This window comes from Streptomyces sp. NPDC057287, from assembly GCF_042667905.1.
Lineage (GTDB): Bacteria > Actinomycetota > Actinomycetes > Streptomycetales > Streptomycetaceae > Streptomyces.
Map to the genome: position 1 here is coordinate 57,432 of NZ_JBHUYV010000025.1, position 13,098 is coordinate 70,529.

Below are 13,098 nucleotides of genomic sequence, written 5' to 3' on the forward strand. Positions count from 1 at the left end.
CCCCCTCGGTGCCCGTAAAGCCCCTTGTCAAGCCTGTTTAAAGAAGGTGTTCCAGCCACCCTCGGGGGACTGTCCCACCTGGAGCGTACGCAGCTTCGCGAGCACCGCCGGGTCCTGTACGTCGAGCCAGTCGGCGAACTGCCGGAAGGAGACGAGGCGCACATCCGGCTTGCCCGCGATGTGTTTGAGCGCGTCCTCCACGGCGTCCATATAGATGCCGCCGTTCCACTCCTCGAAGTGGTTTCCGATGTAGAAGGGCGCACGATTCGTCTCGTAGGCGCGGTCGAATCCGGCGATGTACGCCTCGGTGGCCTGGGTGCGCCACCCCGGATAGCGCGAGGGCATGCCGTTGGTCGAATTCTTCGACTGGTTGGCGAGGATGTTGTAGTCCATGGAGAGGACTTCGAAGGTGTGGCCGGGGAAAGGAATGCCCTGGAGCGGAAGATCCCAGACGCCCTGGCGCTTCTCGGGCCACATCTGGGTGCCGCCGGGCGAGCTCGCGTCGTAGCGCCAGCCCAGCTGCTTCGCGGTGGGCAGCAGATTGTCCTGGCCGAGCAGGCAGGGTGTGCGGCCCCCGACCAGTTCCTTGCGGTAGTCGAACGGCAGCGGGTCGAGATCCTGCCAGCCGGTGTTCGTCCGCCATTCGGTGACGAACGAGATCGCCTGGTCGATCTCGCTCTGCCATTGCGCGGGCGTCCAGTCGCCGACCGATCCGGAACCACCGCAGAAATGCCCGTTGAAGTGGGTTCCGATCTCGTGTCCGTCGAGCCATGCCTGACGGACGTACTTCAGCGTCTGCCTGACGTGGTCGTCCGTGAGATAGCCGATGTCCGAGGCGCCCCGGGGGTTGTTGGGCGGACGGTAGAGGGACTTCTTCGACTCGGGCAGCACGTAGAGCCCGGAGAGGAAGAAGGTCATCGCCGCGTCGTGTTCCCTGGCGAGTTCGAGAAAGCGCGGGAAGAGGCCGTTGCCGACCTCTCCCGCCCCGTCCCAGGAAAAGATCACGAACTGCGGCGGGGTCTGTCCGGCTTCGAGCGGGACGGGGGCAGTGGGCTGATTCGGCTGCTTTCCGGTGTCGGCCGTGGAGCCGTCACCGATCAGCCTGACGTGTTTCTCGGGTGGGCCGCCGCCATTCCCGGGCGTCCCCTTGCCGCCTTTGCCGCCCTTCTCGGTTTCCGGCCGGTCCCTGTCCGATGACCCGAGGGAGCCGCAGCCGGTCATCGTGAGTGCGGCTGCGGCTCCGAGTCCGGCCCCGAGCAGGCCCCTTCGGTCGATTTCACGCATAGCGTCCCCATCTGCGGTCGTATTACCTCAAGGCCATACAAACTGGCGATGGCTTAGATGAGGAAACCAACACGACGGTTCCGCCGATAATCATAAAAGTTGTTACGTGAACAGACCCTTACAGGTGCTGCACATGACACACAGAACGGCGGGGCGTGCGGGGCCCGGACGCGGCAGGGGGCGCCTACGCCCCGAACGCCTTGGACTTCCCCTTGACCGGCTTCGCACCCGCGAGCAGATGCGCCGGCACCAGGTCCCGGGCCGGCTCCGTGTACCCGACGGAGACGATCTTGTCGCCCTGGTACGTGAAGCTCGTCAGCGAGGCCAGGGTGCACTGGCGCTTGCGCGGGTCGTGCCACAGCCTGCGCCGCTCCACGAAGCTCCGCACGATCCAGATCGGCAGCTGGTGGCTGACGCACACCGCCTCGTGCCCACGGGCGGCGTCGCGCGCCGCGTCCAGGGCACCCATCATCCGCACGACCTGCTCGACGTACGGCTCACCCCAGGACGGCTTGAACGGGTTGGTGAGGTGCTTCCAGTTCTCGGGCTTGCGCAGCGCGCCGTCGCCGACCCCGAAGGTCTTGCCCTCGAAGACGTTGGCGGCCTCGATGAGGCGCTCGTCGGTGGCCAGCTCCACGCTGTGCGACTTGGCGATCGGCGTGGCCGTCTCCTGCGCGCGCTCCAGCGGGGAGGCGACGACATGGGTGATGTCGCGCTTCTCCAGGTGCTCCGCGACCCGGTCGGCCATCCGGCGGCCGAGGTCGGAGAGGCTGTAGCCGGCCCGGCGCCCGTAGAGCACGCCGTCCGGGTTGTGCACCTCACCGTGGCGCATCAGGTGGACGACGGTGATGTCCTGGTCTCTGTGCTCACTCATGCGGTGGCCTCCGATGCGGCGCGGGCGGCGGCGGGCAGCGCGGCGGCGATCTTCTCGATCGCCCGCGCGTCGTGGGCGGTGGAGACGAACCAGGACTCGAAGGCGGACGGCGGCAGATAGACGCCCTGCTCCAGCATCGAGTGGAAGAACGCGGTGAAGCGGAAGGCTTCCTGCTTCTTCGCGCCCTCGTAGTCACGGACGGGCTCGTCGGTGAAGAAGACGGAGAACATGTTGCTCGCCGCCGACACCGTGTGGGCGACGCCCTCCTTGGTGAACGCCTCGCCGACCAGGGAGCGCAGCTCCGCGGAGACCGCGTCGACCTTCGCGTACGCCGCGTCGTCGAGCAGCCGCAGCTGGGCGAGGCCCGCGGCGGTGGCGACCGGGTTCCCCGAGAGGGTGCCGGCCTGGTAGACGGGGCCGACGGGGGCCAGGTGGGCCATCACGTCGGCACGGCCGCCGAAGGCCGCGGCCGGGAAGCCGCCGCCCATGACCTTGCCGAAGGTCATCAGGTCGGGCCGCACCCCGTCGATGCCGTACCAGCCGGCCTTCGACGTACGGAAGCCGGTCATCACCTCGTCGGAGATGTACAGCGCGCCGTCGGCCGCGCAGATCTCCTTCAGCCCGGCGTTGAAGCCGTCGAGCGGCGGCACGACGCCCATGTTGCCCGGCGAGGCCTCGGTGATCACACAGGCGATCTCACCCGGCTGCGCGGCGAACGCGGCGCGCACGGCGTCCAGGTCGTTGTACGGGAGCACGATCGTGTCGCCCGCCTGAGCGCCGGTCACGCCGGGCGTGTCGGGCAGGCCGAAGGTGGCGACCCCGGAGCCGGCCGCGGCCAGCAGCGCGTCGACGTGCCCGTGGTAGCACCCGGCGAACTTCACGACCTTGGCGCGCCCGGTGAATCCGCGGGCGAGCCGGATCGCGGACATGGTCGCCTCGGTGCCGGACGACACCAGCCGCACCTGCTCCACGGGCTCGATCCGGGCGACGATCTCCTCGGCGAGCGCGACCTCGCCCTCACCCGGCGTACCGAACGAGGTACCACGGGCCACCGCGTCCTGGACGGCCGCGATGACCTCGGGGTGCGCGTGGCCGAGGATCATCGGCCCCCACGAACACACGAGGTCGACGTACTCACGGCCGTCGGCGTCGGTGAGGTACGGACCCGTGCCGGACACCATGAACCGGGGCGTACCGCCCACGGCCCGGAAGGCACGCACGGGGGAGTTCACGCCGCCGGGTGTCACGAGGGACGCACGGTCGAAAAGCGTCTGCGAAACTGGGGCTTCGTATGAATACGCCACTTTGGTCCTGATCTGCGATTCGGGATTCGGGGGGCCTGGCCGGAATTCCCGGCCGCCTGTGAGCAGGGAGCGCGCTCTCCCCGTATGAGGCTCGTACAACGAAAGGGCGTCAGTCTCCTCGCGTCTGCGAAACTGGGGCGTCATAGGGAAAGCTCACACATGCCATGGTGTCAGAGGCGTCGACGGTCTTGCGGACTGGTGTTTCACCGCACGCCCGTGGGGGAGGTCACTGACGATGATCGGGTTGCGCGGCGGGGCTGTGTCTCCTAAGAAGTAGTCGGGTGGATGAGATATGCATCGCGGTGGCGGAGTGGGCGAAGGGACCGACGGCCTGGGGCCCGAGCCTGCCCGGCGAGGGCGGCACCGACGCGAGGCCGAACGAGTACGGGACGATCGGGCCGAGCGCGTACGGGATGCCCAGACGGGTGGTGCCGATGGTTCCGGGAGCAGGAGCAGTGGACGGGTGGGGGTGACCTACAAGTACTTCGGTGCCCCTGACGGGGCCACCGCCGCACGCGTGCCCATCTCCATGCGTCCCGAGGAGCTGGGCGGCGACGAGCTGGGCATGGGCGGCATGTTCAGCAAGATCAAGCCCGAGACGGTGGCGGCCATGGTCCTCACCGGCATACAGGGCATACCCCTGCACAAGGTCCCCCCGCTGGAGCTGGTCGTGCTCCACCCCGACTACGCCGTGGTCAAGCTGCCGATGACCGTGGTCGACCCGCTGCGGGACGTCGGCGAGGAATCGGTCGGCGCCGCGGCCTTCATCTGGTCCACGGTCCCTGACCGCGGCGGCCCGCGCGATGCCTTCAACGTCTACCAACTGCTCCACGAGTGGCAGGACTTCTCCCACCGGCTGCACGACGCCGGACACCAGGCGTACTGCCTGGTCTGGCCCTGACCCGGAGGTCGGCGAAGGGCGAAAAAACGGGCGGAACCCACTCCGCTCTCTTCCGGCCCCACCGGTGTAGGAACATATGACGCATGACGGCGGATGAACTGAGTGTGGTCGTGGAGGCCGCGGACGACGGTGTCGTCCTGGTCCGTGTCCGGGGGAGCCTGGACGGATGGTCGAGCCCCTCGGGGCTGGCCGGGGCGCTGGAGGAGGCCGCCGGGAGCGGCGGACGGCTGACCGTGGCCGATCTGTCCCGGCTGGAGTTCGCCGACTCGACCGGTCTGCACACCCTGCTGAACGCCCAGCGTCGCCACGACGAGGCCGGGGTACGGCTGATTCTGGCCGGACCGCTCGGGACGGGCGTGCACCGGCTCTTCGAGGTCTCGGGCACCCTCGGCGCCTTCACGTTCGCCGACACGGTGGACGCGGCACTGGCATGCTGACCGGCCGCGGACCGGGCCGCCCGGCACCCGGACCCCCGGCAGGGAGTGTGACCGGAGCACGGTCGGGCAGGCGCAGAGAATAATGAACGGGGAACGAGAAGTACTGCGGGACGGCACGAATCCGGCCGATGGACCGGAGGAGGTCGTCGTCTCGCCCGCCCCGGGGCCGCCGACGGACACCGGCCGCCCGCCCGGTGTACCTCGGAACGCGGCCGCCGCCCGTGACGTCGTCACCCGGCTCCTGGAGGCCCAGTTCTGCGGGCTGGGCGGGGAAGGCCCGGCCGATGTCGTGGTGGCCGACGCCCTGCTGGTGACGTCGGAGCTCGTGACCAACGCGGTCAGGCACGGCGGAGGGCTCACCGGCTTCGCCGCGGAGATCACCGACGACGGCCTCCTCCTCACCGTCGCCGATGCCAGCACGCGGGCGCCGGTCACCGAGAAGCGCGATCCGGGCACCAACCCCGTCGGCGGCTACGGATGGATGCTGGTGCGCAGGCTGGCGAAGCAGGTCTCCGTCACGTACCTCCCCGGGGGCAAGAACATCGTCGCGCTGGTCGCCCTCGCCTGAGGGGCGCGTCGCCCCTCAGGCGGCGGGCGGCACGTGGCCGCAAGCCGCCACCCGAATGGCAGGGCGTCCGCGCGGGCAGGCGCGAGCAGTTGGCATAATCCCCGCATGGTCCGCGAGCCCCTCGACAGATCCGCACCGGCCGGCCCGCCCGTGGTGGCGTCCGAAGGCGAGACCGGCGGCTGCTGGGTCGTGCGGGCCCAGGGCGATCTCGACTCGGACACCATCGATCCCCTCTTCATCGCCCTGTGGCAGGCGGTGGCCGGGCACCGCGCCGTCGTGCTGGACGCGTCCGCCGTCACTTTCGCGGACTCCTCGTTCCTGAGTCTCCTCATCGAGGTGCACCGGCGGACGGACCTGCGCCTCGCCTCACCGGGCACGTCCCTGGCGCGGCTCCTGCGGACCGCGGGTGTCGACCGGGTCCTCCGGAGCTTCCCGTCGCTCGACGCGGCCATCGGCGCGCCGCCGGCCGCCTCCTGACCTCTGGAGGCTCAATGGGCCGGCCCGAGCCGTCGTGTCAGCCGTACGGCGCCGGCGGCTGCACGGCGCCGTACGGGGTCCCGCCGGACGGCTGCCCGTCCTCCGCGCCCTCGGCCCGCGCGCCCGCCCCGTCGAGGGCGAAGAGCCGGCCGGTTCCGGTGACGTCCAGGAGCCTGAGGAGGAAGGCGGGCGGGTTCTCCAGGTGCAGCACCACTCCGCGTGACGCCGTGCCGCGGTGGATCAGCAGGAGGCTGGAGAGGCCCGTCGAGTCGCACAGCCGTAGCCGCTCGCAGTCCATGAAGAGGTCGCGCAGGTCCGGATCGTCGGCGAGGCACTCCCGGGCACGCTCCACGAGTTGCTCGCCGGTGTCGAAGTCCAGGTCACCGACGAGCCGCAGACGTACGGCACCCGGAGCGGATTCGGCGGTCAGGGTGAGGGGCGGACAGAGGTGATCGGTCATCCAGGGCTCCGTGGGTGGTGGCCGGCGGTCGCCAGGAGGGCGTCCGGGACGAGGTGCGCCCGGTCGAGCAGCCTGGTGGACCGGGGGAAGTCCTTGAGTTCCGTACCCAGGGCGCCGAGGGCCACCGCGGTGGCGGGGTGTTCGTTCCGGTCGGTCACCGCCGCCCACAACCGGTCCTGGAGGCCGCGCGTCCGGGGCTCGGCAGGAGTGTGCGTCATGCGGTGTACCTGCCCCGGGTGTGGCCGTCCACCGCACTCAGGTGGGTGCTCGGCGGGGCGGTGATCGCGACGAGCGCCATGTCGTCGTGCCTGCCGTCGTGCAGCCACTGCGACGCGAGCATCTGGACACGCTCGACGACAGCCGTGCCCGGCATGCCCGCGCACTCCGACACGGCACGCATCAGCCGCTCCTCGCCGAAGAGTTCGTCGCCGAGGGGGCCACCGCGCGCCTCGGTGACGCCGTCGGTGTAGAGCAGACACGTCTCGCCCGGCAGGAGGTCGGTCTCCACGGTCCGGGCCTCGATGCGCGGCAGGGCCCCGACCAGGGTCCCCCGGGTGTCGACCTCCTCGACGCGGCCGTCGTTGCGGATCACCAGCGGGGCGGGATGGCCGGCCGACGTGAGGCGCAGGCGTACCCGGCTCGCCTCCCGCCGGACCGACGCCAGCACCAGGGTCGCGAAGCGTGTGTGGTGCGAGTTGAGGAGCGCCCCGTTGAGCAGGCGCAGCATCCGTTCGTGGTCGCCCCCCATCGGCGTCAGCGCCTGGAGCGTGTTGCGGATCTTGCCGGTGAGAACGGCCGCTTCCAGGCCCTTTCCGCACACGTCGCCGAGGACCGCGAGGGACGCGTCCTCGGACGTGCTGCCCGGGTGCACGTCGTAGAAGTCGCCGCCCACCCGGTCCTGTGCGGCGGCGGGCCGGTAGCCGCCGGCGAACTCGACTCCGTTCACCCGGTTCAGCGAAGGCGGCAGCAGATCCCGCATCAGGGTCCGGGTGATGCCGCTCTGTTCCGCGTACAGGCGTGCGGCGGACAGCGCGGCACCGGCCCGTGCGGCGAACAGCCGCGCGAAGACCTCCTCGCTCTCGTTGAACTCCGCGGAACCCGCGCCGCGCAGCAGGACCAGGACGCCGGCCGGGACGCCGTGGCCCGGCAGAGGGGTGACGGCCGCCGAGCCCACGGTGCCGCCGAAGCCCTCCGGGATCAGCCAGTCGGGCAGCGAGGCGGGGTCGATCCACCGGGAGGGGACGGGCGGGAATCCCTGCAGCGCCTCACTCAGGCCGGGGACCTGGGCGGGGTCCGCCGTCACCGTGGCGCGCACCGCGGCCCCGCCCTCGACGGCGTACGCCACGGGCAGCTTCCGCCCCGACGCGGGAAGGACGACGACGGCGGCATCGGCGAGGTGCCGGGAGGCGAGCTGCGCGGTGACCTGCATACAGCGGTCGGTGTTCAGCGAAGCGAGCAAGGTGTTCGACGCCTCCGCCAGGAAGTCGGTCCGCTTCCGCTCCGTGGCCAGGTCGTCTTCGGCGAGCCGCCGGCCGGTGTCGTCGACCAGCCACCACACCACGTCGCCGTTCCGGTGCGGGACCGGGTGCGCCTCGAAGCTCCGCGCACCGATCCGCCCCCGGAACGCGGGGCGACGGGCTGCGGGCACCGGGTCGTCACCGGCCGGGCGGGCGGCGGGGACCGCCGCCGTCTGCCCATGTGCGCGTGTCAGCCAGGCGGGCGCCGCCGCCGTGAGCGCGCCGCCCGGGACCGCGCGGTCGAGGAGCGAGCCGGCGGCCGGGTTGAGGTCGACGACTGTTCCGGCCCGGTCGACGACGATCACGGGGCAGGGGGCCGTTTCCCACAGGTCGGACGTGGACGGGTGCTGCGTTCTCGTAGCGATGTGTTCCTTCGGAGGAGCCATGAGGGGGGACCCGCCCGAAGCGAGTCGCACCACCTTCCAACTGGACGAAGATTGCTTTCCCTTCGGCAACCATTGCCCAGCCGAGGAGCGTATGGCAACCCGCCCCCCTGCCACGGGGACGGCCCGGAGCGGTGTACGGAGCGTCTTCGCCAGGCTCCTCCGGGGTGGCCCGGAGCGGCGTACGAAGCGTGCCCGCGGGGCACTTCGGGGGCGGCCCGGAGCAGCGTGCGGGGCGTGCCCGCGAGGCGCTCTCATGGGGGGCGCGGTGCGCGCGGACCGTGTGCTCCGGTTCACGCCGGCGCGGTGTGCGGGAGCGGCGGCAGCCGCCCCTCGGAGTGACGCGCCCTCAGGCGCCGGGCGCCTCAGCCACCGCCGGCGAGCCGGCCGCTGAGGGAGCCGTGGAGGTCGGCACTCCGCTCGTCGAGACCGGTGATCTCCACGCTCTTGCCGCGCTGTTCGTACTTCGTGGTGACGGCGTCCAGCGTCGCCACCGCCGACGCGTCCCAGATGTGCGCGGCGCTCAGGTCGATGACGACCTCGCCCGGATCGCCGGCGTAGTCGAACCGGCCGACGAGGTCGTTGGACGACGCGAAGAAGAGCTCGCCGAAGACGGAGTAGACCACCCGGCCGCCGTCCCGGTCGGTGACGGATGTGACGTCGGCGAGATGGGCGACCCGCCGGGCGAAGATGACCATGGCGGTGACCGAACCGACGACGACACCGACGGCGAGGTTCTCGGTGGCCACGACGCAGACCACCGTGATCATCATCACGGCGATCTCGCCGGCGGGCATCCGTTTCAGGGTCCTGGGCGCGACCGAGTGCCAGTCGAAGGTCGCGAAGCACACCATGACCATGACCGCGACGAGCGCCGCCATGGGGATACGGGAGACGAGCGGCCCGAACGCGATGCACAGCACCATCAGGAAGACGCCCGCGAGGAACGTGGACAGCCGGGTACGGGCGCCGGAGACCTTCACGTTGATCATGGTCTGGCCGATCATGGCGCAACCGCCCATGCCGCCGAGGAAGCCGGTGACGATGTTGGCGATGCCCTGGCCGATCGACTCGCGGGTCTTGCTGGAGTGCGTGTCGGTGATCTCGTCGACCAGCTTGGCCGTCATCAGCGACTCCATCAGGCCTACCAGCGCCATGGCCAGCGCGTAGGGGGCGACGGTGGTCAGGGTGTCCAGGGTGAACGGGACGTCCGGCAGGCCGGGAACCGGCAGGGACGACGGCAGCTCGCCCTTGTCACCGACGGTCGGTACGGCGATGCCCGCGGCCACGGTGATCGCGGTCAGGATGATGATGGAGACCAGCGGGGCGGGGACCGCCCGGGTGATCCTCGGGAAGAGGACCATCAGGGCCAGCCCGCCGATGACCAGCGGATACACGGGCCAGGGGACGTCGCTCAGCTCCGGGACCTGACCCATGAAGACCAGGATCGCCAGCGCGTTGACGAAGCCGACCATCACGCTGCGGGGCACGAACCGCATCAGCTTGGCGACCCCGAGCGCTCCGAGGACGATCTGGAAGACCCCGCCCAGGATCACTCCCGCGATCAGGTAGCCGAACCCGTGCTCCCGGTTGAGCGGAGCGATGACGAGGGCGACCGCGCCCGTCGCGGCCGAGATCATCGCGGGCCGGCCGCCGACGACGGAGATGACGACGGCCATCGTGAACGCGGCGAACAGGCCGACCGCCGGGTCGACACCGGCGATGATCGAGAACGAGATCGCCTCGGGGATCAGCGCCAGCCCGACGACGAGACCGGCCAGGACCTCGGTGCGGAGGACCTTCGGCGACAGCCAGGACGGCCGGAACCCGCCGGGCCGGCCGGCCCGCGACAGTACGGATGTGGACAAGGAAGGCGTGACCTGTCGTTGCTCGGGCACGCCCGGCGTACCGGGGCGTGCGGGGCGCGGAGGCCGGACGGCATCCCGCGGATCGTCCACGACGGCGGACGGAAGCATGGGGGGCGGACAGCGCGGGGCTGTCGCCGGGGGTGAGCGGCGGTGCTGACGCACGCGCTCCCGCCGGGAGCGGATCGGCGCCGGGAGGCGGATCGCGCCGGGCACCGGGGCCCGCGGGCCCGTCGTGCGTCGGAGACGTCATCGGCCCCTGGCGGACTTGCGACAGGCAACTCTACCCTAACGTTAGGGTAGGGATCGAAACGCCGTCCTCCCCTGTGGTCACGGCATGAGTGGGAGGGCACATGGGAACCGTGAGCGGCGAGCACATGCAGATCGGCGAGGTCGCCGCGCGCACCGAGCTGTCGCTGCGCACCATCCGGCACTACGAGGAGACCGGCCTCGTGGCCCCCTCCGCCCGCTCGCGTGGCGGGTTCCGGCTGTACACCGAGGCCGACGTGGCCCGGCTGATGGTCATCCGCCGGATGAAGCCCCTCGGCTTCACCCTCGACGAGATGCGGGACCTGCTGGAGGCCGTCGACCGTCTCGACACGGACGAGGAGCTGACCGCGGGCGAGCGCGACGAACTCCTCGAACGGGTCCGCACGTACGAGAGGTCCGCGTCCGAGCAGGTCGCGAAGGTACGGGTCCAGCTGGCGCGGGCCGAGGAGTTCGCCCTCACCCTGCGTACGCGCCTGGACCGCGGCGGGCCGCCGGAGGCGTGACGCCGGGAGGCCCGGTACCTGCTGGTGGTCGCGATGTCCCGCCGGTCCAGCACCCGTTGGCGGTCGCGACGTCCAGGCATCCGGCACCTGCTGGTGGTCGTGACGTCCAGGCATCCGGCACCTGTCGGCGGCGGGCAACGGGAGCGGCACTCACCGGAAGCGACACCGGTCGCGGCACTCGTCCACCACCCGGCGCGGGCGCTCGTCGAAGAGCGCGTACCAACGGGTGCGGGAGGGCGCCCTTCGGCCATTCATTGGCCGAAGAATGATCTCCAGCCGCACCGCCGGGGTTGCCGATGCAAGAAGCACGAACCCCGAGGAGGCTCCCGGCATGGACGACCTGCTGCTGACCCTGACCGTACCGGCCGTGGTCGTCGCGAGCGGGGTGTACGCCGTCTGCGACTGCCGGCGCCGGCGGCGGAAGCCCCCGCCGCCCTACACACGCCGGGCGTCCCGCCTCGCCGCACGCGAGGCGGTGCTCCTCGCCGAGGCCGTCGTCGACAAGGCGTACGCGGCCCTCGGCAGGCTCTACGCCGACCCGGCCGCCCCTCACCCGGCCGGTGGCACCCTCACGGGCAGCGGGGCGTCGGACTCCAGCCAGGATCGCGGCCCGTCACGGCCAGCGCCCGCTCGAAGGCCGTAGCGCCGGGCGGCACGGGGAACGGCTCGCCGAACACCTTCATCTGCCGTGCCTGCGGGGCCAGCTCCTCCAGCCCGGGGCCCAGCTCCGCCACCACGGCGGCGTCGGGCTCGAAGTCCTGGCCGGTCGACCTGGCCAGGTCCCAGGCGTGCACGGTGAGGTCCCCCAGCACCATGAGTCCGACCGTTCTGGCCGGCATCCCCATGCTCCCCGGCGTCCCTTCCTCCGCGCCGGGCTCGGCCCAGGCCTTCACCAGCAGTGCCGTCGCGTCGTCGAACCGGCCGCGCCAGTCCCCCGTGACGACATCATCCGTCCGGCTGAAGTCGGTCGAGCCCTTGACCGCGAGCGCCCGGAAATTCTCGATCACGGTGAAGAGGTGGTTCAGCAGGGCCCGGACGTCGTACTCGCCGCACGGCGTGCCCTCGGCCAGCTGACCGTCGTCGATGCCCCGCACGACGGGCACGGCCCGGGCGGCGGCTTCCTCGAGGAGTTCACTGATCGTCTTCATGTTCCCGACGATGCGCCCCGCAGGACGTGGCGTCTTGAAGAAACACGTCAGCGCGGTGGTCCGTCCGTCCTAGGATCCGATCATGGCCGGACCCCGACGCGAGACACGGGGCATCGTCGACGCCCCCGACCTGTTCACCCACGTCCGCTTCCGCCTCCGCGACCCCGCCCCCGCGCTCCGGCAGCATCTGGAGCACTACTGGCTGATCGACTGGGACCTTGCGGAGCCCTACACCTCACAGGTGGTGCCGCACCCGAGCGTCCACCTGGTCTTCCAGCGCACGGAGCCGGGCAGCGAGGCGGAACGGACCGGCTTCGCCGAGGTCTACGGCGTCGTGCAGGGCCTGTTCAGCCAGCGGCTGGAGGGCAGGGGGCGGGTGTGCGGCGTGAAGTTCCGGCCGGGCGCCTTCCGGCCCTTCGCCCCTCACCGGCCCGTGTCGGAGTGGACCGGGCGCCGGGTCCCCGCCGACGAGGTGCTGGCCGCCCCCGCGGGCGGGCCTCCGGCCTCCGGGACGGCGCGGTCCGTGCTCGGCCCGGCCGACGAGGACGCCCGGGTCGCGGCACTGGACGCGTATCTGCTTCCGCTCGTTCCCCCACCGGACCCACAGGCGGAGCTCGCGGCGGAGCTCGCCGAGCTCGTGCGCACCGACCGCTCGCTGCTGCGGGTGGACGCGCTCGCCCGTGAGGGAGGCATGTCCGTGCGCTCACTGCAACGGCTGTTCTCCGCCCATGTGGGGGTCGGGCCCAAGTGGGTCATCCTCCGCCACCGCATCCACGAGGCGTTGGAGCGCGCCGGGACGGATCCGGAGCCCGACTGGGCGGAGCTCGCCGCCGATCTCGGCTACAGCGACCAGGCGCACCTGGTCAGGGACTTCACGGCCACGGTGGGTGTGCCCCCGACAGCCTTCGCACAGCGCTGACTCCCGTCCCCCGCCGTGCGGCGTCGACACGCGTGCACCACCGATGCGGCGCCGCCCCCGCCGTGCGGCGTCGACGGACCGGCTCCCGTCCCGGAGCCGGCAGGGGCGCCGGCGGGACCCGCGGGGCCGGCGCCGGACGGCTGCCGGAATCCCTTCGCCGCGCGCCCCCGCGCAATGGCATCCTGACC

Annotated in this window: 15 protein-coding genes; 7 read left to right on the plus strand and 8 right to left on the minus strand. The window is 71.5% G+C overall.

Going from position 1 to position 13,098, the window contains the following annotated elements; all coding sequences use genetic code 11:
* Positions 1 to 27 precede the first annotated feature (27 nt).
* From ACFUNE_RS34105 to hemL, 3 genes are all read right to left on the minus strand, one after another.
* Positions 28 to 1,284 (minus strand): hypothetical protein, encoded by a 1,257-nt coding sequence (locus ACFUNE_RS34105; protein ID WP_383576154.1) that lies wholly within the window; start codon positions 1,282 to 1,284, stop codon positions 28 to 30.
* A 184-nt stretch (positions 1,285 to 1,468) separates the two neighbouring features.
* The gene (locus ACFUNE_RS34110; protein ID WP_383576156.1) at positions 1,469 to 2,158 is read right to left on the minus strand and encodes a histidine phosphatase family protein; all 690 of its coding nucleotides are present in this window, start codon (positions 2,156 to 2,158) and stop codon (positions 1,469 to 1,471) included.
* Entirely contained in the window at positions 2,155 to 3,462 is a 1,308-nt protein-coding gene (gene hemL, locus ACFUNE_RS34115) for a glutamate-1-semialdehyde 2,1-aminomutase (protein ID WP_383576159.1), read from the minus strand. The genes ACFUNE_RS34110 and hemL overlap by 4 nt, the downstream gene beginning before the upstream one ends.
* A 292-nt stretch (positions 3,463 to 3,754) precedes the next feature.
* On the opposite strand from hemL, the gene ACFUNE_RS34120 reads away from it, so the two are divergent.
* The 4 genes from ACFUNE_RS34120 (at position 3,755) to ACFUNE_RS34135 (ending at position 5,845) form a co-directional block, all read left to right on the plus strand.
* Complete coding sequence (locus ACFUNE_RS34120) at positions 3,755 to 4,363, plus strand: hypothetical protein (protein ID WP_383576161.1); 609 nt, start codon at positions 3,755 to 3,757, stop codon at positions 4,361 to 4,363.
* 83 nt (positions 4,364 to 4,446) lie between these two features.
* On the plus strand, positions 4,447 to 4,800 hold the full coding sequence (locus ACFUNE_RS34125; RefSeq protein WP_383576164.1) for an STAS domain-containing protein: 354 nt from the start codon (positions 4,447 to 4,449) through the stop codon (positions 4,798 to 4,800).
* Positions 4,801 to 4,882: 82 nt separating this feature from the next.
* Positions 4,883 to 5,368 (plus strand): ATP-binding protein, encoded by a 486-nt coding sequence (locus tag ACFUNE_RS34130; RefSeq protein WP_383576167.1) that lies wholly within the window; start codon positions 4,883 to 4,885, stop codon positions 5,366 to 5,368.
* Positions 5,369 to 5,473: 105 nt separating this feature from the next.
* On the plus strand, positions 5,474 to 5,845 hold the full coding sequence (locus ACFUNE_RS34135; protein WP_383576170.1) for an STAS domain-containing protein: 372 nt from the start codon (positions 5,474 to 5,476) through the stop codon (positions 5,843 to 5,845).
* Positions 5,846 to 5,882: 37 nt separating this feature from the next.
* On the opposite strand, the gene ACFUNE_RS34140 is transcribed toward ACFUNE_RS34135, so the two are convergent.
* From ACFUNE_RS34140 to ACFUNE_RS34155, 4 genes are all read right to left on the minus strand, one after another.
* Positions 5,883 to 6,305, minus strand: a complete 423-nt coding sequence (locus tag ACFUNE_RS34140) for an STAS domain-containing protein (protein WP_383576173.1) — start codon at positions 6,303 to 6,305, stop codon at positions 5,883 to 5,885.
* On the minus strand, positions 6,302 to 6,523 hold the full coding sequence (locus ACFUNE_RS34145) for a hypothetical protein (protein WP_383576176.1): 222 nt from the start codon (positions 6,521 to 6,523) through the stop codon (positions 6,302 to 6,304). Before ACFUNE_RS34145 ends, ACFUNE_RS34140 begins: the two co-directional genes overlap by 4 nt.
* Positions 6,520 to 8,208 carry a SpoIIE family protein phosphatase gene (locus tag ACFUNE_RS34150; RefSeq protein ID WP_383576179.1) on the minus strand — a complete coding sequence of 563 codons (1,689 nt, stop codon included), beginning with the start codon at positions 8,206 to 8,208 and terminating at the stop codon, positions 6,520 to 6,522. Before ACFUNE_RS34150 ends, ACFUNE_RS34145 begins: the two co-directional genes overlap by 4 nt.
* 362 nt (positions 8,209 to 8,570) lie before the next feature.
* On the minus strand, positions 8,571 to 10,073 hold the full coding sequence (locus ACFUNE_RS34155) for a SulP family inorganic anion transporter (RefSeq protein ID WP_383576181.1): 1,503 nt from the start codon (positions 10,071 to 10,073) through the stop codon (positions 8,571 to 8,573).
* Between the two features lie 350 nt (positions 10,074 to 10,423).
* On the opposite strand from ACFUNE_RS34155, the gene ACFUNE_RS34160 reads away from it, so the two are divergent.
* Positions 10,424 to 10,843, plus strand: a complete 420-nt coding sequence (locus tag ACFUNE_RS34160; protein ID WP_383576184.1) for a MerR family transcriptional regulator — start codon at positions 10,424 to 10,426, stop codon at positions 10,841 to 10,843.
* A gap of 331 nt (positions 10,844 to 11,174) precedes the next feature.
* A complete protein-coding gene (locus ACFUNE_RS34165; RefSeq protein WP_383576186.1) occupies positions 11,175 to 11,486 on the plus strand; it encodes a hypothetical protein in 312 nt (103 codons plus the stop codon).
* Here ACFUNE_RS34165 and ACFUNE_RS34170 read toward each other — a convergent pair.
* A complete protein-coding gene (locus ACFUNE_RS34170) occupies positions 11,413 to 11,991 on the minus strand; it encodes a TIGR03086 family metal-binding protein (protein ID WP_383576189.1) in 579 nt (192 codons plus the stop codon). The genes ACFUNE_RS34165 and ACFUNE_RS34170 overlap by 74 nt on opposite strands.
* 82 nt (positions 11,992 to 12,073) lie before the next feature.
* Between ACFUNE_RS34170 and ACFUNE_RS34175 the strand changes: the two genes are divergently transcribed.
* A complete protein-coding gene (locus ACFUNE_RS34175) occupies positions 12,074 to 12,910 on the plus strand; it encodes a DUF6597 domain-containing transcriptional factor (RefSeq protein ID WP_383576192.1) in 837 nt (278 codons plus the stop codon).
* The last annotated feature ends 188 nt before the right edge of the window (positions 12,911 to 13,098 follow it).

Excerpts from the sequence above, each read along its gene's own strand:
- ACFUNE_RS34165 (WP_383576186.1), top strand. The coding sequence starts at position 11,175 with ATGGACGACCTGCTGCTGACCCTGACCGTACCGGCCGTGGTCGTCGCG.
- ACFUNE_RS34125 (WP_383576164.1), top strand. The coding sequence starts at position 4,447 with ATGACGGCGGATGAACTGAGTGTGGTCGTGGAGGCCGCGGACGACGGT.
- ACFUNE_RS34170 (WP_383576189.1), bottom strand. The coding sequence starts at position 11,991 with ATGAAGACGATCAGTGAACTCCTCGAGGAAGCCGCCGCCCGGGCCGTG.
- ACFUNE_RS34160 (WP_383576184.1), top strand. The coding sequence starts at position 10,424 with ATGGGAACCGTGAGCGGCGAGCACATGCAGATCGGCGAGGTCGCCGCG.
- ACFUNE_RS34135 (WP_383576170.1), top strand. The coding sequence starts at position 5,474 with ATGGTCCGCGAGCCCCTCGACAGATCCGCACCGGCCGGCCCGCCCGTG.
- ACFUNE_RS34105 (WP_383576154.1), bottom strand. The coding sequence starts at position 1,284 with ATGCGTGAAATCGACCGAAGGGGCCTGCTCGGGGCCGGACTCGGAGCC.
- ACFUNE_RS34140 (WP_383576173.1), bottom strand. The coding sequence starts at position 6,305 with ATGACCGATCACCTCTGTCCGCCCCTCACCCTGACCGCCGAATCCGCT.
- ACFUNE_RS34150 (WP_383576179.1), bottom strand. The coding sequence starts at position 8,208 with ATGGCTCCTCCGAAGGAACACATCGCTACGAGAACGCAGCACCCGTCC.
- ACFUNE_RS34145 (WP_383576176.1), bottom strand. The coding sequence starts at position 6,523 with ATGACGCACACTCCTGCCGAGCCCCGGACGCGCGGCCTCCAGGACCGG.
- ACFUNE_RS34120 (WP_383576161.1), top strand. The coding sequence starts at position 3,755 with ATGCATCGCGGTGGCGGAGTGGGCGAAGGGACCGACGGCCTGGGGCCC.
- ACFUNE_RS34130 (WP_383576167.1), top strand. The coding sequence starts at position 4,883 with ATGAACGGGGAACGAGAAGTACTGCGGGACGGCACGAATCCGGCCGAT.
- ACFUNE_RS34175 (WP_383576192.1), top strand. The coding sequence starts at position 12,074 with ATGGCCGGACCCCGACGCGAGACACGGGGCATCGTCGACGCCCCCGAC.
- ACFUNE_RS34110 (WP_383576156.1), bottom strand. The coding sequence starts at position 2,158 with ATGAGTGAGCACAGAGACCAGGACATCACCGTCGTCCACCTGATGCGC.